Origin of the sequence: Thermosporothrix hazakensis (assembly GCF_003253565.1) — a bacterium.
Classification (GTDB): domain Bacteria; phylum Chloroflexota; class Ktedonobacteria; order Ktedonobacterales; family Ktedonobacteraceae; genus Thermosporothrix; species Thermosporothrix hazakensis.
The window spans coordinates 146,620-164,825 of record NZ_QKUF01000008.1 but is presented as its reverse complement, the minus strand read 5'-3'; the positions used below and the strand labels follow the sequence as shown (position 1 = coordinate 164,825).

Below are 18,206 nucleotides of genomic sequence, written 5' to 3'. Positions count from 1 at the left end.
TACCACAAAAAAAGAACCATTCCCACAAAGGAGAATGGTTCCCACAATGTGCTAAGAGAGTATGTCTGGATAGGCGGCGCTATTTTGCTGCAACCGCTTTCGCTGCATCTATCACGCCTTTGCCCATTTCTTCATAGGTTGGAATGCCTGGCGTGCCGTAATCCATATCGTAGTTATAGTGCGGGCTTGCCGGATCTTCGGCGGCGGAAGGCGTCTCGTTTTTGTTCAGGAAGCGGGTGACTGATTTCTTCAGCCATGCCGACAGTTCCTTCGCTGTCATATTCGGATGGGCTGCCAGCGCCAGGGCTGCCACGCCAGCGACCTGAGGGGCCGCCATCGAGGTACCAATAGCGAAGGCATAGCAGGTCGCGCAGGGGTTACCATTGGCATCAACACCCCATGCGCCGAAATCGCCGGGGTTGTCTGCGTTCGCCATGCTGGTATAGCGGAGGCGCGAGCACTCGGTGCTCTTGCAGTCGAACGGTGGAATATTGTAGTTTACCGAGCCGCCCGGTGCAGAGACATCGATACGGCGTCCGAAGTTACTGTAGTACGAGAGCTGATCCTTCAGGTTCTCGCCATACTGCCCGTAGAGCGTCTCATCAGGGCCACCCTTTGCTGTGATGCGGTTCGTGGCTGCAACTGTGATGACACCCGGGATCCCGGCGGGAACGGCGCTCAGACCATAGAGGTTGTTCGCGGGATGGTTCATCGGGGCGGCGAACGCGACGCTGCTCGGGCCCGCAACATGCCCTTCGCGATCAAGGCGAACGTGATCGTTACCGGCAGCGGCGATGATCAGCGTGCCGCGCTCCATCAGGAATTTCACGATCTGGGTGTAGGTTTTCCACACGGTCTGGCTGTCGCCAACGCTCTCGGCATTGTTGCAGTAGTAGGACTCAGGAACGATGCCCTCGGCGCAGACATAGCCGCCAAGTGACATATTGATGATGTCGACATTGATCGTGCTGGCATACATCAGACCGGCCAGAATCCAGCTATCATAGCCATAACCGCAGGCGTTGAGGACGCGAATGCCGACCAGCGTGGTGTTCGGGGCAATACCGGTCATCAGCGTGCCGTTTCTGCCGCCGATGTGGGTCGCAACCCAGGTGCCGTGACCCTGCTGGTCCTCCGGGTTGCTGGCGTCAACTTCCTGGGGGCAATCAGCGTCAGGCTGCACGAAGGAGCGGCTTGACGCCTTGTCATAGTTGGATCCAAGCGCGTCGTGCGACGAGTTTACACCGGTATCCACGACGGCCACACGCACCGCTTTCGAGCCCTGGGTAGTCTTCCAGGCCTGAGGCACGTTGATGCGGGCCAGATCCCACTGCAACGGGCAGGAGGTCTCGACCGAGGCACATTGCGCGGCTGCGGCCTTTGTCTGCGGGACTGTGGTAATGTTCTTGACTTCATTTCCCGGCAGGCGGACGGAGCGCTTGTCTTTTGCCAGGCCAATCACGCCAGGAACCTTCTTAAGCTCGTTCGGGTTGTTTGAGCGGACAACCATCACCTTTGCCTGACTGAGGTCGAAGATAATCTTGTTCCCGTTCTTTGTCAGGGCGTTCTTGTCGATTTTCGTCTGCTGATTGTAAAGCAGGATGTAATTATCAGTCTTCGCGACCGCCTCGACACGCTCAGGGAGGGAAGCAAGAAAGGTCAGAGCTAGCATCCCTGCTAACACCAAGATAGGAATGGCTGCGCGGTAGCGTTTCATAGAGTTGTGTACGTCCTTTCCTCTAAAGAAACAACCAATATCACAGGGCGAGCCGTGAGGGGAAGGTTGGCAGTTGCGGCTTCTTCTCGTATGGTTCCTTCCACCTCTTCATTGTTATTATGATATATCTCCATTCATGAATCAATATAAAATGGTGTAAATTTGGTTAAGAAATGGTTATGGAAAGGATACAGCCAGGCTCTATTGATGAGCTATATAGACAGAGAAATATGCTCTTCCTGTACGATTCCTTTTCTCAATGCTCTGAACATCTTCGATAAAAGCCGCAAAAAAAACAGCATGGGCCAGCAATGACCCATGCCGTTTCGTGTGTTCAGGGGCGGACCGCCCGGGCTGCATCAATCACGCCTACGCCTAATTTCCACTCTGGAAGACCTTTTCCGCTATAGTTGATGTTGTAATTGGTGTAGGGGCTGTTCGGCATATCGGCGGCGGGAGGCGTCGCGTTCGGATCGTGATACCAGGTGTAGGAGTCTTTGAGCCAGGCTGCCAGTTCCCACGCCGTCATCTCAGGATGTGCTGCCAGTGCCAGGGCCGCCACGCCTGTGACCTGAGGTGCGGCCATCGAGGTTCCTTGCAGGAAAGCGTAACAATTGGAGCATGGCTGACCGCTTGCGTTCACGCCATACGCACCAAAGACGCCCGGATTGTCGGCCTGGGTGGGGCTGGAAAAATCAAGACGGCTGCATTTTGTGTTGTTATTTACACAGTCGAATTGGGGGACGTTATAATTGCGTGCGCCTCCCGGGGCCGCCAGATCGATACGTCCGCCATAGTTGCTGTAGAACGCGAGCTGATCTCTTTTGCCCGCGCCAAACTGTCCGTGTCGTGTCTCGCCGGGCTGTCCAATGGCGGTTATTCGATTGATCGCGGCAACGGCAATCACGCCAGGAAGGCCGGCGGGAACCTCGCGGGTGCCATAGAGGCTGTTTGCCGGGTTGTTTGCCTGCACGGCATAGCCAACGCTGCTCTTGTTGAGAACGCGCCCGTCTTTATCGAGATTGACGTGCTCATTTCCAGCGGCCGCGACGACCAGCGTGTTGTGATCGAGGAGATAGCGCACGACCTGCGTATAGGTGCGCCAGAGCGAGGGACCGTTCTGCGCTTTCTCCTGTGTGTTGCAGTAGTACGACTCTTTCACCACACCATCGGCACAGATATAGCTGCCAAGCGACAGATTGACGACGCGAGCGCCCACCGTATTTGCATAGAGCATTGCAGCAAAGAACCAGCTATGGAAGCCGGTGCCGCAGGCATTGAGGGTCCGCAGGTTAATCAGGCGGGTCTGTGGTGCAATGCCGGTCATGCGCAGCCCGTTTTTGCCCGCGATATGGGTTGCAACCCAGGTGCCATGTCCGTTCATGTCTTCCAGGCTGCTGGTGTTCCCTTTGTCAAGGGCGCACTCGAGGCTTGGTTGCACAAAGGAGCGGCTGGCTGCTTTATCATAGTTTGCCCCGACCTGTTCATGACTCGACGTAATTCCTGTGTCCAGTACAGCAACGGTGATCGTGGGTGAGCCCTGCGTCACGCGCCATGCCTCGGGAACATGAATCCGCTTCAGGTCCCATTGCAGCGCACAATACGTCGAGACCGAAGCACAGCCCTGCTCGTTCTGCCGTGCGCCAGCGTGAAGCTCTGGCGCGCTATAGGCGGTGACGAACTCGTGCTGTGGAAGCATCTGTTGTGGACGATCCTGAATCAGATCGCCGAGCCCGGGAAGCCGCTGGAGCTGCTCAGGGCTGTGCGAGCGGACAACCAGTATGCCCGCCTGCCGCAAATCGTGCACGACCCTGTGCCCACTTCGGGTGAGGTTCTGCATGTCGATTCTGCTGGCATCATCGTAGCGGAGGATGTAGTTTTGTTCGGGCGATACTGCCTGCACCCGCTGAGGAAGCAGCGCCAGAGCGCCCAGGAAGCTCAGACTGATGAGAAGCAGTACGCCGATCGTTTTTCTCATTCCCTGCATTGCTATTCTCTATCCTTTCACTTGCAGATATGATGATACGACTGATACCACTTCTAAACATAAAGCACTTCTAGTAAAAGGACATTCGTATGTACTATAAGTGGTGCTCGTTCTGCATATTCCACAAAGGAGAGAATTGCAGGAGTGAGGGCGAGCGAACGCCCCCACTGATGATAGTTGTCGGAATGAGGACTCAGGATACAGCGCGAGCCGCGTCGATGATGCCTGTTCCCATCAGGTGATTGCTGATCGGAGCCGCATCATAATCGATCGTATAGTTATAGTAGGGGCTCTTGCTATTGCTGGCGGCGGGCGGCGTGGCGTTCTTATCGAGGAAGGGCGTGACAGAGCGCTTGAGCAGCTTCGTTAGCTCCTGCACCGACATGCCCGGATGACGCGCAAGCACCAGTGCGGCGACTCCGGAGACGGTTGGCGCGGCCATCGAGGTGCCCTGCAAATAGCTATAGCAGTTGCTACAGAGTTGTCCCTTCTCATCAATACCGAACGCGCCAAAGACGCCGGTATGGTCGTCTCCGCCGGACGAGGAGGGGGTCAGGCCATCACAGCGAGTCGAAATGCAGTCGAAGCGTGGCACGTTATAGTTTCGCGAGCCGCCGGGCGCTGAGACATCGATACGGGCCCCGTAGTTGCTGTAGTAGGCGAGCTGGTCGCGGAGTCCCTGCCCATACTGTCCGTGCCTGGTTTCACCTGCCTGCGCGGCCTGGGTGATGCGGTTGGTCGCGCTCACGGTCAGCACGCCGGGAATGCCAGCGGGGATCTCACGGAGCCCGTACAGGTTGTTGCTCGGGTCGTTCTTCTCCGCGCCAAAGCCGACGCTGCTTTTTCCCATCACGCGCCCGTTCTGGTCGAGCTGGACGTGCTCATTGCCTGCGGAGGCCACCACCAGCGTTCCATGCTGCAACAGATAGGAAATAGTCTGGTTGTAAGCTTTCCAGGTGGAAGCGCCATCTCTGGCGTCTTTCTCGGTGCGGCAATAGTAGGACTCCTTCACGACGCCATCCGCGCATACAAAGCCGCCCAGCGACATGCTGACGATCTGTGCGCCAACCTTGTGAGCATGCATCAAGGCGGCCAGAATCCAGCTATCGGTTCCGATGCCGCAGGCGTTGAGCACACGCAGGTTGATCAGCGTGGTTTCGGGCGCGATGCCGCTCATGCGCGAGGTGTTCTTTCCAGCGATGTGCAGCGCGGTCCAGGTGCCATGTCCATTGAAGTCCTCAAGGCTGTTGACATCCGAATCCTGTGCGCAGTTCGTTGGTTCAACAAATGACTTGCTGGCCTCTTTATCATAGTTATCGCCAAGCGCTTCATGAGTGGAAGTCAGTCCACTATCGAGGACAGCGACGCGTACCTTTCTCGATCCGCGCGTCTTTTCCCAGGCCTGAGGCACATGAATGCGCTCCAGATCCCATTGTTGCGGGCAGACTGCTTCGTTGCTCGCGCAGCCTTCGGCCTTGCTGGACACCTGAAGGGGATGAAGCAGGCCAGAAGTGAGCGGTTTTGTCGGTTTAGCGGGAATGGTGATATGCGGGCGGTCTGGTGCAACGCTGATGATGCCGGGAATATGTATCAGGTCGTCAGGGATATGGGTGCGCACAACCATTACCCCGGCTGCGCTCAGGTCATAGACAACAGTATGTCCTCTGCTGATGACGGTTTGAGGAAGGGTTTGCTGTTGCGGTTGAAATACCAGAATGTAGTTCTTTGCCGGGCCAATGCCCTGTACGTCCAAAAGTGGACTGCTGAGGAACAGGCATGCGGCCAGCAATAAGGCCAGAGGAAGCAGGGTACGATAGTACTTGCTTTGCATGAATTACATGTCCTTTCGTGCGCCGCGCGGGCGTCCTTCTGCTGAAACGATGTTCCCTGTTGATGCAGCGGGGATGCTGTCGAGTGAGATGTCCACCTCCACGTGTTCCCCTCTCCTTCACTTTGAATGAAGTGGCATATGTTAAAATGACACATTCCTTTCCAGCATAATGGGACTATCTGGAAAAGCGGTTTACTTCTGGTTGAGATCAGGTGAAGAGAGGAGCTGGAATTTTCCTCTTTCAGGGAGAGAATCTTAACTGCTCGATTGATATGCGTGAATAAGAGGGCGCGAGAGAAAAAAAGAACCGGCTTGCTGACCGGTTCTGAGACAATCAAGCGTGTTCGGGGCGATCACTGACGCCCGCTTCGGCAAAAGTGGCCATCTCGCTATGGGTACACACAGCGGCCTCGACGATCTGCATCGCAAGTACCGCGCCGGTTCCCTCACCGAGTCGCATATCAAGCTGAAGCAGCGGGCGAAGCTCCAGCCGCTCCAGGATCAGGCGGTGACCGCGCTCGACGGAGGCGTGTCCGGCAAAGAGATACTCGCGAATGGTGGGATGTAAGGTAGATGCAACAAGCGCAGCGGCGGTAGAAATAAAGCCATCAATCACGACGGGAACGCGGTGTTCCACTGCGCCGATCAGCACGCCGACCAGGCCCGCGATTTCCAGCCCACCGACACAACGCAGGACCTCAAGCGGGTTCAGGGGGTCAGGTTGATTGACGGCCAGCGCCTGTTCGATCACGCGCACTTTATGCTGACGCTGCTCTTCATCGATCCCGGTGCCATACCCGGTGAGCTCGCTGACGGGCAACTGGAGCAGCGCGGCTGCAATGGCGCTGGCGGCTGTCGTATTCCCGATGCCCATTTCGCCGATTGCCAGAAGGTCGGCTCCCTGCGCGATCGTCGCGTGAGCCGTCTCGATGCCGACAAGCAGCGCCTGCATCATCTGTTCCGGTGTCATGGCGGGCCCCTGAGCCATATTCGCGGTGCCATACGCGACCTTGCGCGAGAGCAGCCCGGGGTGAGAGAGCTCGGCAGCTACGCCGACATCAACAATAATCATCTGCACGTTCGCCTGCCGCGCCAGAGCATTAATTGCCGCGCCTCCCTGCAAGAAATTGAGCACCATCTGGGGCGTGACTGCTGCCGGATACGCGCTGACGCCCTCGCGGGTGACGCCGTGATCGCCTGCCATCACAATAACGGCTTTATGGTTGATGCGGGGAACGGGGGTTTGCTGCATGCCCGCGATCCGAATGGCGATCTCTTCCAGGCGACCGAGGCTGCCGGCTGGCTTGGTAAGCTGCTGCTGACGCTGGCGTGCCTGTTCCATCGCGGCCCGATCAAGGGGGGTAATAGAGGCCAGCGATGTCGCCAGAATGGTAGAAAACTCGCTCAAGGATTCTTTGTCTCCATTTCTGTCTTGTATATAGGTTCCTATCAATACTGTCATTCTATCACGGATAGTTCACGCCCGATTATGGCATAATAAGGGAAAGAAGTGGTGTGTTCAGTTGTCAGGGTGTTTTTTGGTAGCAGCAAAAAGCGTTGCTCTGAAAGGATTATTCATGAACCGGCATTATAAGCGCTATATAACCTGTATTTTACTTCTTCTCTCGTGCGCTCTGGTCGGGTGTAATGGGTTGCCATCAATGGAATCGAGCGCATCGACTCCGACGCCGAGCCCGACGCTGCCGCCCCGGCGCGATCCACTGCTTGTGTTGCGTATGCTGAATAAAACCAACGGGTGGGCCGTCACAGAGCGAAGTGTTGTCAGGACGGTGAACGGCGGGCAGAGCTGGCACGACGTAACCCCGAATACGCCGGGCAGGATTGTGCTGCTGCGTGGCGCGTTTCGAGATGAGCTGCGGGGCTGGCTCTCGGTTGTGCTGCAAAATGAGCAGAAGGTGCACGTCTATCGGACGGTAGATGGTGGACAAAGCTGGCAGGATTCGGTGCTCAGCGGGTTGCCTCTCCACGGAGCGATGACGCCCCATTTTATCAATCTCGATGAGGGCTGGCTTGAGTGCACGGGCGCGAGTGATGCGGGCTCGATGGTCGTTGCTCTTTTTCATACACGTGACGGCGGGGAGCACTGGGAGAAGCTGGCAACAACCGAAGATCCGGCAAGCGGCCTGCCACGCCGCGGGGTGAAGAATGGCCTGACGTTTAAGGATGCCACCACCGGGTGGGCTACCGGAAGCGAGCCTTCAGGTGCACCCTGGCTCTATAAAACAACCGATCAGGGGAAAACCTGGAAGCGCCAGAGCCTGCCCACGCTGGAAGGTCAGCAGCTTGCCTATCGTACGACGCCGCCCATTCTGATCGGCGATTATGGCATGATGCCGGTCTATGTGCAGGGAAAGCTGGACGGCAAGCCGACCGAGGGAACCCTGCTCTATAAGACCTATGATGGTGGTGAAACCTGGCAACCAGATTATCCGCAAGAGCCCGGGGCGCTGGTTCGGGAGTCGCTGGAAAATCTCTACATTGTGGATGCACAACATGCCTGGGGCTCGGATCCCGAGGGCCAAACCATGTACTTTACCGACAATGCCGGCAAAAGCTGGAAAAAGATCAGCACAAACATTGGACATTTTCGGGCGCTTAGCTTTGTCGATATGCAGAACGGGTGGGCTGTTGATGCGAGTTCGCTCTATGTGACAGCGGATGGCGGCTCGCATTGGCGCAAGGTTACCTATAGCATTCGATAAGCCTGCAACAGGTTCTCATGGGGCATGCCAGCCATGTTCTCGTGAGAACCTGCATCTTCCTCAAGAATCCCTGTGTTTGCTTGCTTTTTTGGTCAAAAATGTACTATATAGAGTGTAGAAAGAATTTTTGCTGTTCCTGGATTTTCAAGGACGACATCTTATTTCACAGGACAAAAGCATTATTCTTTTTGCCTTGATTGTCTCGGATCGAAAGAAGCAAACGAGAAAAGGATTTATTGTATGTCTGGAAGACGCTTTACGTGTGCAGGCGAGAAAGCTCGGTGGCCTCGCGTGCTGCTCTTTCTTGCGACATGCGCCATGCTCCTTATCGGGACGCTGTTTCTCCAGTCCGGCGTTGTGCTGGCAGCCTCTACCGATACGAAGCAGACAGCAGGGACGCTTCACGCGTTGTTTACCCGGGCTGCACAGGAATCGGGAGTTCCTGAAGCGCTGCTCCTGGCTATCAGCTATCAGGAGTCGCGCCTGAGTGACAACAACTGGCATCCGAGCATTGATGGTGGCTATGGATATCTGCATCTGGTGAAAAACGAGCGCGTCAACACGCTTGACAAGGCGGCTCAACTCCTCAAGCTGCCCGCCGATGCACTGAAGCGCGACGCGGCGGCCAACATTCGCGGAGGCGCTGCGGTGCTGCGTTCACAGGCTATCGAACTGAATGGGAAGCTGCCCACTTCCCTGAACGACTGGTACAACACGGTTGCCCTCTATAGCGGCTCGAATAGCCGCTCGATCGCCGCGCTCTACGCTGATAAGGTCTACGAGTTGTTGCAGAAGGGCTTCAGCGTTGAGACGAAGAGCGGCGAAGTAATCACGGTGTCTCCGCAACAGGTGCAGCCAAACAAGCAGACATTTCAGGCGCAGGTCGTCTCGCGCATGGCGCAATCGCCTCAGCTTCCTGCCGGGTGCACCAACTCCCATGAGGGTGTTGAATATCCAGACGCCATTAACTGTATTATCCCGCCCGAAATCGGCGATTGTGCTCGTTCCTCTGAGCATGTGATCTGTAACTACGATTCCTCCTCGTCCCGTCCCGATGACTACCCGATTGATCGCGTGGTCATTCACGATATCGAAGGCTCTGCCGCCGATGCGCTGAATATCTTCCTGAACCCCAAAGTGGAGTACGATGTCAGCATACACTATGTGGTTGGTAGCGATGGAACCGTCTATCAGGTGCTCCACGAGCGCGACACGGCCTATCAGGCGGGCAATATCTGGTACAATCATCACTCCATCGGCATTGAGCATGAGGGCTACGCAGATACCGGCTATCTCTGGTACAACGCGACCATGTATCTTGCATCGGCCAAACTGAGCGCCTACCTTGCCGACAAGTATCATATTCCTATCGATACCACGCATTTCGTGGCGCATGGTGCGACTCCGTCCCCGGCGATCGGACTGAGCAATCATGATGACCCCGGCGCCTACTGGATGTGGCGCTATTACCTCAACGCGATCGACAAATACAGCAAGGCGCGTCAGACGCAGCTCAAGCTACAGCCGTTCACGTTGACGCTGTTCCCTGAGTCGAGTCTGAAGATGTACGGGGGCTCAAAGCCAACACCTGCCAACTTCAACTATTTCTATATCTACAAGGAGCCCGACACAAACAGTCCCCTGATTATGGATACGCAATACGCCTACCAGGGGAATAACAATATTGACGCGCTGAAGAGCTACGTCTTCACCGATATCAAGCGTGATCAGGGGCACAACGGTTACATGATGTACAAGATCAATTTCTCGGTGCAGCCTGATCCGAGCAAACCGGCCCAGTTTGTGCAGGGCTGGCTTGCTGTACCCGATGGCGTGAAGGTCGAGTTTGGCGCATTCGGGCGGCTCGTCAAGCTTCACTCGACGGATGGCAATGACGTGAAGATCTATGGCTCGCCCAGAACGTTCAGCTCGTCCTCGTACGTGATAGGCAACGCTCCTGATGGGGCGCTGTTCGTCTCGCCCGAGAAGATCGCCGAGGACGGTTCGGGCAGGATCTGGTACATGATTAACTATAACCATCGTCAGGCGTGGGTGCCTGTTGACGAGCTTGCCGAAGCATATCGATACTAGGGAGTGTTTGGAGAGTGAGAGCGGTTCGGTTACTTCGGGAGAGGGTGCGGCCTGTTGGGCCGGCCCTCTTCTCTTTTGCCAGCAAAAAAGGTATGATGGGGATATGTAGTTGTAAGGGAGAAAGAAAGGACACTGAAAAAAGACAAAGAAAGGACATCGTATCATGTTGGCATCCAGACTGTTACAGGGAAAAGTCTGTCTGGTGACCGGGGCAAGCTCCGGTATTGGCAAGGCGACGGCGCTCGGGCTGGCTCACAGAGGCGCTCACGTCGTCATGGCATGCCGGGATCTGGCGCGAGGGGCAGCGGCACAGAATGAGATTCAGGCGCACAGCGGGAATCCGCACGTTGACCTCATGCAGGTTGACCTTGCCTCTCAGGAGTCTATTCGCCAGTTCGTGGCCCACTTCAAAGATCGATATACGCATCTTCATATACTCATTAATAATGCCGGTATTAGTAACTTTTCACGGCAGGAGACGGAGGACGGCATAGAAGAGACGCTGGCCGTGAATTATCTGGCTCCGTTTCTGCTGACAAACTTACTTCTGGATACGATCAAAGAAAGCGCCCCTGCGCGTATTATCAATGTTTCGTCTGATATGCAATCTTCGGGCACAATTGATCTGTTTGATCTTCAGTTGAAAACGGGGCGTTACAGTTTTCCGCGAGCGTACAGCCAATCGAAGCTGGCGCTGATCCTGTTTACCTATGCACTGGCTCGCAGGCTGGAAGGAACCGGGGTTACGGTCAACTGCTTGCATCCCGGGTTTGTCGCGACAAACATCGGTCAGCAGGATCTCGGTCCTGTACTGAAGACGCTTGTAGGGCTGCTCCTGCCACTGCTTGGGAGCAAGCCCGACGAGGGAGCCAGAACCACGCTCTATCTTGCGACCTCTCCTGAGGTTGAGGGCGTTACTGGCAAATACTTCATCAAGGGCGTGCCGAAGAAGTCAGCGCTGGTCTCCTATGATCGCGTGCTGCAAGAGCGCCTATGGGAGGAAAGCCTGAAGCTGACGCACCTTGAGTCGGTCGCGGTGCGGTGATCTGATCATGAGGGCCAGAAGCATTCGCTGGCCCTCGCTCCATAGCTTCTAGAAGCCTTCAAGCATCAGTTTGTCGGTCTCTATCTTCAGTCTTCTAAGCACCTCTGGCACCACTTTGCGAGCTCTTTCACCTTCTCGCGCTGGTTTGCGGCGTTGATCGGTGTTCGGTCATCGTCGTTTTGAGCATGCCAGCGCCACCACAGGGTTGAGCAAGGGCTGTTGTTCGCTGATAGCGATATAGCTCGATTGCTTTCATTTTTGAAGTTCCTTTCGGGAAGGAAAGAATAGTAGCGCTGGTATTTCTACAAACCACACATAGTAGATGTTGTATTCATTCTATGGCCCTCATGTGGGCGGTTATCTCAGCAATGGAGGAAATAGATATATACTGATAGCAAGACAATGGATGAGTTAAGAGAAAAAGCGCCTCAGGCTGGTGCTCAAGGTGGAGAGATGACGACGTTTCTGCGGAGTGTGAGTTTTTCAAGGCGTATGACGTAATACACTAAAACTTTATCTTTTTCCCGGGTAGGAAGGAGGTTATGTATTCGTTTTCCCTTTTCACGTGAGCTTCGTACATTCGGAGGATCAATATATGCGCTCAAAATCTGTGCTTTCAGTCAGTTTACTCCTGCTTATGCTGTTGCTTGCGGCTTGTGGCGGCGGCAGCTCCTCAACGCAATCGGGAGGGAAAGCCCCCGACGATCAGCAGATTCTAACGATTCCCATCGGTGGGCGGACAGAACTGCAATCATTTGACCCTGCCCTGGTGACAGAACAGGCCTCAATTCGCGCCGTCAATCTGGTCTTTACCGGCCTGGTGCAGCTGAACAACAAGCTTGAAGTCGTTGACCAGCTTGCCGAAAGCCACTCTGTCTCAGCAGACGGCCTCACCTGGACCTTTAAGCTGCGCCCGAACCTGAAGTTTAGCGATGGTACTCCGCTGACTTCAAAGGATGTGGCCTACAGTATTGATCGAGCTCTCAAACCGGAATTGAAGTCAGCCGTCTCGACGGTCTATCTTGGCCTCATCAAGGACTCACAGAAGCGCTTTGATGGCAAAATTCCCACGCTGATCGGTCATTCTATCCTGACGCCGGATGATCAAACGGTTGTGTTGCAAGCTGAGAAGAAGGCGGCCTATTTTCTGCAAACGCTGACCTATCAGACCTCATTTGTCGTCCAGCGCTCAATGATTGAGAAGTATGGCGATAATTTTGCTGAACACCTGAGCGAAGGAATCGGCGGCGCAGGACCGTTCAAAGTATCAAAATATGTGCGTGGCAAGCAAATCGAGTTTGTGCCGAACCCCAACTACTACGGGAAGAAGCCCCAGTTGAAGAAGGTGGTGCTGGTCTTCTATCAGAAGGAAGATACTGCCTACCGTGCTTATCAGAGTAACCAGCTTCACTGGGCCTTAAATGTGCCTTCACAGCAGATTGAGCAAGCAAAGAAGCTTCCGAATAATCAGTTTCTCAATATCCCTCAGTTGACTGTTGGCTATTATACGATGAACTACCTCGTCAAGCCATTCGATAACCTCAAGGTCCGTCAGGCGTTTGATCTGGCGATTGACAAGGATTCGATTGCCAACAGTGTCTACAAGGGAGCGGTGATCCCGACCAACCATATCGTACCGGCCAATATGCCGGGTTATAACGAGAATCTGACCGGGCCACAGGGCGTCAAAACGACCAAAGGTGATCCAGCGCTGGCGAAGAAGCTGTTTGAAGAGGGCCTGAAGGAGTCGAACATGACTCGGGCAGATTTTCCCCAGATCACGCTGACGTTCGCCTCGCGCGGCTCCGCTGATATCAGGAACGAGGCCTCTGCCGTCCAGCAGATGTGGAGTCAGGTGCTTGGGGTGAACATCAAGCTGGATGACGTAGACTATAACAAGCTGCTGACCGAGCGTAATCGAACCGTCAATAACCCTGATGGAATGCAGATGTGGCAGTTGACATGGGGCGCGGACTATCCCGACCCACAGAACTGGTTGACACTGCTGTTCGGGAAGGGATCGCCCAAGAACGCGATGAACTACGGGCAGAACAATTCTCCAATGGCACAGGAACAACAGGAGAATCAAAAGTTGATGGAACAGGCAGATGTAAATCAGAACGAGGAACAGCGCATGCAACAGTACCATCAGGCTGAACAGGCGCTGGTGAATGACGTCGTCTGGATTCCGGTGTATCAGGACGCCGATAGCATGGTGCGAAAGCCGTGTGTGACCGGGATTGTGGATAATGCGCAAAGCTTTATCCCACCTGAGGACTGGGGTAACATCTATATCACCAACGCGAAACCCTGTGCTGATGTCTCAGCATATCAATAAGTATTGATCTGCCACTGGAAACGAGAGGCTGAAGCGCTTGCTCAGCTTCTCGTTTTTTTACTGCTGACCGATCTGGAAAATGGCGATATTTCGTTGTTTGGTCGCGAGGGCCAGCCGGCGCTGCGAGGCCGAACCGGTCATCAGCAGTGGCGAGCCATTGAGCGCCGAAGATGGCAGAATCTGCATGACCTGTTGCTTCATCTCCACCTCATCGGTACGCCAGAAGCGGATAGAGCCATCTGTTGCGGCGCTTACCAGCCAGTTTGAATCGCTGCTCCAGAGGATGCCGATCACCTCACGCCGGTGGTCCTCAATCGCGACAAGCAGCTTGCCACTCTGCGCCTCCCAGATGCAGATGCGGTTATCCTTTTTCCCGCCGTAGCTTGCCAGATAGCGACCGTTCGGGCTCCATGCCAGAGCGCGAACCTCGTCATAGTGGGCGGGCCAGTAGGCGAACTGCCGATTTAACGAGGCATCCCAGACGGAGATAAAACAATCTGCGCCCCCGGTTGCCAGCAGTTCCTGATTGGGCGACCACGCGAGCGCCTGTACACCCTTATCACGGTGTACCAGTCGCCGGGAGATGACCTGTCCTGTGCGATCCCAGACGCGCACCACGCCATCACGCCCCCCGGTTGCCAGCATCGCGCCATCGGTGGTCGGATCTATCGTCGTTGAGCCGCCCTCGTGGCCTTTCCATGTGCTCTCAGGATGACCTCCCGAGGTGATATCCCAGATGCGTACGGCCTCGTCGCTGGATACAGTAGCGATATGCTTACCGTCGGGCAGCCAGCAGAGCCCCTGTACCTTGCCCTTGTGCCCCTGCAAGATGCCAAGATAGCGCCCGCTGTCCTGCTGAACCGACCAGAGCCGAATCTGTCCATCCTGTGCGCCAGAGGCGAGATATTGCCCATCAGGCGACCAGCTCAACGAGAGAATCGCGGCGGTATGGCCGGTGAATTGATAGAGTTGTGTTGCTCCCCGGGGAAAGGCCGTCTCGGGAACAGATGGCGTGACAAGCTGCTCCACCGGTTCTGGTGGACGCTCCGGCAGCTCGATAGGTGGTACGCTGGCAAGATTGCTCGGTGAGGGAGAATATTGCTGTGGCCTGATGGTCGTCTCGGGTGGGGGCGGTGCGGCAAGGGCGGAGATGCGCCCGGGATCACGCCAGCTCGTGAGCGTCTGGGAGCGTGCGGGGCTGATTTCGCCCGTTTGCCCGGTTCTGAGCATGCTTTCGAGGGCAGCCCGAAAGGCGAGGTCAAAGGTGCGGATATCGGGGAAGCGCTCGGCTATCTGTCCGCTGCGGGCGCGTCTCAGGGTCAGATCAAGGGGATGCATGGGCGAAATGAGCGGCTGATACTCGCCTCCGAGGTATCCAGAGGACGGCGGCAGCACGCGCTGTCTCAGCAGCAGATATGCTAGTGAAGCGAGGGCAAATTGATCCGAGGCCGCCTCGGCTTTGCCCTCAAGCTGCTCCGGAGCGGTGTACGGATCGGGTACAGCGGGATTCTCGCAGCCTACAAACGAATAGTAGAAATCGCAGACCTGGAGTTTGCCGGGCGCGACAAGCAGGCAGTTCTCCGGCTTGAGATGCCCGTGGATGATGCGGACGCCATGCGCAAGGTGCAGCGCCTCCGCGATCTGGTGAATAATGCCTCCAACCGCCTGGAAAGAGAGGCGCGACCGCTTTTCCAGGTAGGCGGCGAGCGAGCCATTTTCCTCGAACGGCGAAATAAGCGCCAGCAGATCACCCCGGCCAATTTTATCAGCGCGTAAGAGCGGGTGAATGTGGGCGTGATAGAGGGTCTGAAGCAGCTTTGAACGCAGGAAGATGGTGGAGTTTATCTGTCGCAAGACGCGAATCACAACCCTGTCTCTGACGCTCCGTGTTCCGGGAACCGCGACTGTCGCGAGATACAGGTCCATGCGCCGGGAAGATTTGAGCAGTGAAGTCACGCTCCACTGGCCGATGGGCGCTCCCGCGAGAAGGAAGCCGCATCCGGGCGCTTCGCAGACCAGTCTGTCGGCGGGAAGTCCCGGGAACGAGTGGCGCTCGTAAGGATTTAAACACGTGAACATACCATTCCTCTATTGGTGCTTCATTCATTGTTTGCCTGTTCCTGAAATCGGGTGAGGCAGCCTCACCGGAGACGAACTTCAGTTTTACTGTATCGTAAATCCATCAATGATCTATAATCTGAGCCAGAGATCAGCACGGTTCTGTGCCGCATTGTTCCAGTCATTGGACGCTTGCTTGATATACAGTAGACTCATCGTATGGCCCCAATGCGGCGATGTATGGGAAGAGGGGGCAAAAGAAACGGCTCTCAGACCAACACAGAGAAACGAGGAGATATCATATTCCTCATCTTCCCTTTTCTGAGGAAAGGCACCTCTTTCTGACCCCCATCGTCGGTGCTTTCTCCTTTTTTCTGCTCGTGCGTGCAGCAAAGAGCGCTTGTCATAGCTTCCTGTTTTGCTGAAACAATGCCGAGCTGCTTTGCGGCATATTATACAGGAAAGCATTGAAGAATTCAATTGTGTCTCCTTGTCCTCGAAGGCGCAAAGAGATAGCCCTATTCCTTGAATTTTTTTGATTATCTGCGAAACGATTTTCTCCTGTTTTGAGACCGGTTTTCTCTGAAGAAAAGGAAGTGGGAGGTTCTTCCTATAGTTTCATTTTTTGAGGAAGAGTACAGGAAGTATTTTTGTGATATGCTGAAGAAACAGAGGAGCTATACCGCTTCTTCTTTGCCCGAGGAAGCGGTATAGAAGCAAACGTCTACTCGATAGAAGTGAAGAGCGAGTTCAGCGACTCAGCCAGCGTCGGATGCGTGAATACGCCATCTTTCAGCGCGGTGTAGGGAAGCTTTCCCATCATTGCTATCTCGATCATGCTCATGATTTCCCCGCCATCGATTCCCAGTATAGCGCAACCCAGGATCTGCTTGCTTTCAGGATCAATAAGCGCCTTCATTACACCTCTGGGTTCATCTACTTCCAGTGCACGAGAAACGGAGCTCATCGGGAGTCGGGCCACGCGGTAGGTGATGTTCTGCGCTTTTGCCTCTTTCTCGCTCAGCCCCACGCGCCCTAACTGGGGATCGGTGAAGATCGTATACGGCACGAGGCGGCCCCGGGTAGTGGCGCTGCCGTGGTGCAACAGGTTGGCGCGTAAGATGCGATAATCGTCATAGGAGATATGGGTAAAGGCCGGCCCTCCCTTCACATCGCCGATTGCATACACGCCCGTGACATTGGTTTCCAGGCGCTCATTGACCTGAACATAGCCCTTCTGATCCGTCTTGATGCCTGCCGCCTCAAGGTTGAGATGTCTGGTATTTGGCCTGCGTCCGGTGGCGAGTAGGAGGTGTGAGGCGGTCAGCGTCTCCTCGCCCTTCTCGCTTTTGACAGTGATGTGAATCGTGTTCTCGGCGGCCTTCTGCACATGGGTAGGGCTGGTTCCTGTGCGAATAGTGATCCCATCTTCCTGCAAGATCTTTGCCATCTCGCTGGCGATATCCTCATCTTCTTTCGAGAGGATCTGCGGGCCCCGTTGCAGGATCGTGACCTGACTGCCAAAGCGGCGGAACATCTGGGCGAATTCCAGCGCGACATAGCCCGCTCCGACTACGACAAGGTGCTCGGGCACGCTGTCCAGCTCCATAATGGAGGTTGAGTCCAGGTATGGAACTGTATCCAGACCATCGATCGGGGGGATGGCGGGGCTATCGCCGGTATCAATAATAATTGTGTTGGCGGTCAACTGGCGGGTTTCACCATTGGTGAAGCGGACGGTCAGTGTTTTGGGTCCGCTGAAGGAGGCTTCTCCGCGCAGGAGATCGAGGTTCTGGATCTGTTCGGTGCGCTGCTCACTGCTCTGACGATAGCTGGTGACAATATCACGCTTGCGCTGCCGAACGCGGCGCATATCGACATTGACCGGTCCGGTATACACGCCAAAATCGGCAGCGCGCTTGACCACATAGGCGGCCCGGGCGCTGGCAATCATCGTTTTTGTCGGGGTACAGCCAACATTGACACAGGTTCCGCCGACATGCTCCCGTTCTATGAGTGCTGTCTTGTGGCCAGCCTGCGCCAGGTCGGTCGCGATGGGGCCGCCTCCCTGGCCAGAGCCGATGATAATAGCATCATAGGTTGTGTTTGCCATTCTTTTTCCTCGCTTTTCTAATCCTGGTTCTTCTTAGTTCTTGCACGAAGAGATATGCGTTTCGGTTGTGGGGACTGCCTCCGGGGCCGTGTGATTGCTCGGCTAACACAGATTTCCTCAAGGAAAGCCCGCTTTTCGGCATCATTCAAGCGTAAGTGCAACGATCATAGATAGAAAATCAGCGGGGCAGCTGAAGCTCAGCAGTACAAAGAAGAAGAATGTGAGATAGATCATATGAAAGAAAAGGAGAGAAATGCTATACTGAAGAGGAACAGGAGAGAAAGATGTTTCCGTACTTTTCAC

General features: G+C 55.3%; 11 protein-coding genes. 4 read left to right on the top strand and 7 right to left on the bottom strand.

Annotated elements, in window-relative coordinates; translation table 11 throughout:
* Positions 1–79: 79 nt before the first annotated feature.
* The 4 genes from EI42_RS13830 to cobT form a co-directional block, all read right to left on the bottom strand.
* Entirely contained in the window at positions 80–1,672 is a 1,593-nt protein-coding gene (locus EI42_RS13830) for a S8 family peptidase (protein WP_170142606.1), read from the bottom strand.
* Between the two features lie 379 nt (positions 1,673–2,051).
* Complete coding sequence (locus EI42_RS13825; RefSeq protein ID WP_111322929.1) at positions 2,052–3,704, bottom strand: S8 family serine peptidase; 1,653 nt, start codon at positions 3,702–3,704, stop codon at positions 2,052–2,054.
* Between the two features lie 193 nt (positions 3,705–3,897).
* Positions 3,898–5,535 (bottom strand): S8 family serine peptidase, encoded by a 1,638-nt coding sequence (locus tag EI42_RS13820; protein WP_111322927.1) that lies wholly within the window; start codon positions 5,533–5,535, stop codon positions 3,898–3,900.
* A gap of 334 nt (positions 5,536–5,869) precedes the next feature.
* Positions 5,870–6,943, bottom strand: a complete 1,074-nt coding sequence (cobT, locus tag EI42_RS13815; RefSeq protein ID WP_246046267.1) for a nicotinate-nucleotide--dimethylbenzimidazole phosphoribosyltransferase — start codon at positions 6,941–6,943, stop codon at positions 5,870–5,872.
* 169 nt (positions 6,944–7,112) lie between these two features.
* On the opposite strand from cobT, the gene EI42_RS13810 reads away from it, so the two are divergent.
* From EI42_RS13810 to EI42_RS13800, 3 genes are all read left to right on the top strand, one after another.
* A complete protein-coding gene (locus tag EI42_RS13810; protein WP_111322923.1) occupies positions 7,113–8,258 on the top strand; it encodes a WD40/YVTN/BNR-like repeat-containing protein in 1,146 nt (381 codons plus the stop codon).
* 240 nt (positions 8,259–8,498) lie between these two features.
* The gene (locus EI42_RS13805; protein ID WP_111322921.1) at positions 8,499–10,349 is read left to right on the top strand and encodes an N-acetylmuramoyl-L-alanine amidase; all 1,851 of its coding nucleotides are present in this window, start codon (positions 8,499–8,501) and stop codon (positions 10,347–10,349) included.
* A gap of 163 nt (positions 10,350–10,512) precedes the next feature.
* Positions 10,513–11,394, top strand: coding sequence for an SDR family oxidoreductase (locus tag EI42_RS13800; RefSeq protein WP_111322919.1), 882 nt, complete (start codon positions 10,513–10,515; stop codon positions 11,392–11,394).
* Positions 11,395–11,521: 127 nt separating this feature from the next.
* Here EI42_RS13800 and EI42_RS34350 read toward each other — a convergent pair whose 3' ends face one another.
* Positions 11,522–11,650 (bottom strand): hypothetical protein, encoded by a 129-nt coding sequence (locus EI42_RS34350; protein WP_281278843.1) that lies wholly within the window; start codon positions 11,648–11,650, stop codon positions 11,522–11,524.
* Positions 11,651–11,989: 339 nt separating this feature from the next.
* Here EI42_RS34350 and EI42_RS13795 point away from each other — a divergent pair, with 339 nt between their 5' ends.
* Positions 11,990–13,732 carry a peptide ABC transporter substrate-binding protein gene (locus EI42_RS13795; protein WP_111323093.1) on the top strand — a complete coding sequence of 581 codons (1,743 nt, stop codon included), beginning with the start codon at positions 11,990–11,992 and terminating at the stop codon, positions 13,730–13,732.
* A 57-nt stretch (positions 13,733–13,789) separates the two neighbouring features.
* Here the strand turns inward: EI42_RS13795 and EI42_RS13790 are convergent, their stop codons facing one another.
* A complete protein-coding gene (locus EI42_RS13790; RefSeq protein ID WP_111322917.1) occupies positions 13,790–15,811 on the bottom strand; it encodes a WD40 repeat domain-containing serine/threonine-protein kinase in 2,022 nt (673 codons plus the stop codon).
* 703 nt (positions 15,812–16,514) lie between these two features.
* A complete protein-coding gene (locus EI42_RS13785; RefSeq protein ID WP_111322915.1) occupies positions 16,515–17,903 on the bottom strand; it encodes a mercuric reductase in 1,389 nt (462 codons plus the stop codon).
* Positions 17,904–18,206: the final 303 nt, after the last annotated feature.

Excerpts from the sequence above, each read along its gene's own strand:
- EI42_RS13830 (WP_170142606.1), bottom strand. The coding sequence starts at position 1,672 with ATGCTAGCTCTGACCTTTCTTGCTTCCCTCCCTGAGCGTGTCGAGGCG.
- EI42_RS13825 (WP_111322929.1), bottom strand. The coding sequence starts at position 3,704 with ATGCAGGGAATGAGAAAAACGATCGGCGTACTGCTTCTCATCAGTCTG.
- EI42_RS13820 (WP_111322927.1), bottom strand. The coding sequence starts at position 5,535 with ATGCAAAGCAAGTACTATCGTACCCTGCTTCCTCTGGCCTTATTGCTG.
- EI42_RS13810 (WP_111322923.1), top strand. The coding sequence starts at position 7,113 with ATGAACCGGCATTATAAGCGCTATATAACCTGTATTTTACTTCTTCTC.
- EI42_RS13805 (WP_111322921.1), top strand. The coding sequence starts at position 8,499 with ATGTCTGGAAGACGCTTTACGTGTGCAGGCGAGAAAGCTCGGTGGCCT.
- EI42_RS13800 (WP_111322919.1), top strand. The coding sequence starts at position 10,513 with ATGTTGGCATCCAGACTGTTACAGGGAAAAGTCTGTCTGGTGACCGGG.
- EI42_RS34350 (WP_281278843.1), bottom strand. The coding sequence starts at position 11,650 with ATGAAAGCAATCGAGCTATATCGCTATCAGCGAACAACAGCCCTTGCT.
- EI42_RS13795 (WP_111323093.1), top strand. The coding sequence starts at position 11,990 with ATGCGCTCAAAATCTGTGCTTTCAGTCAGTTTACTCCTGCTTATGCTG.
- EI42_RS13790 (WP_111322917.1), bottom strand. The coding sequence starts at position 15,811 with ATGTTCACGTGTTTAAATCCTTACGAGCGCCACTCGTTCCCGGGACTT.
- EI42_RS13785 (WP_111322915.1), bottom strand. The coding sequence starts at position 17,903 with ATGGCAAACACAACCTATGATGCTATTATCATCGGCTCTGGCCAGGGA.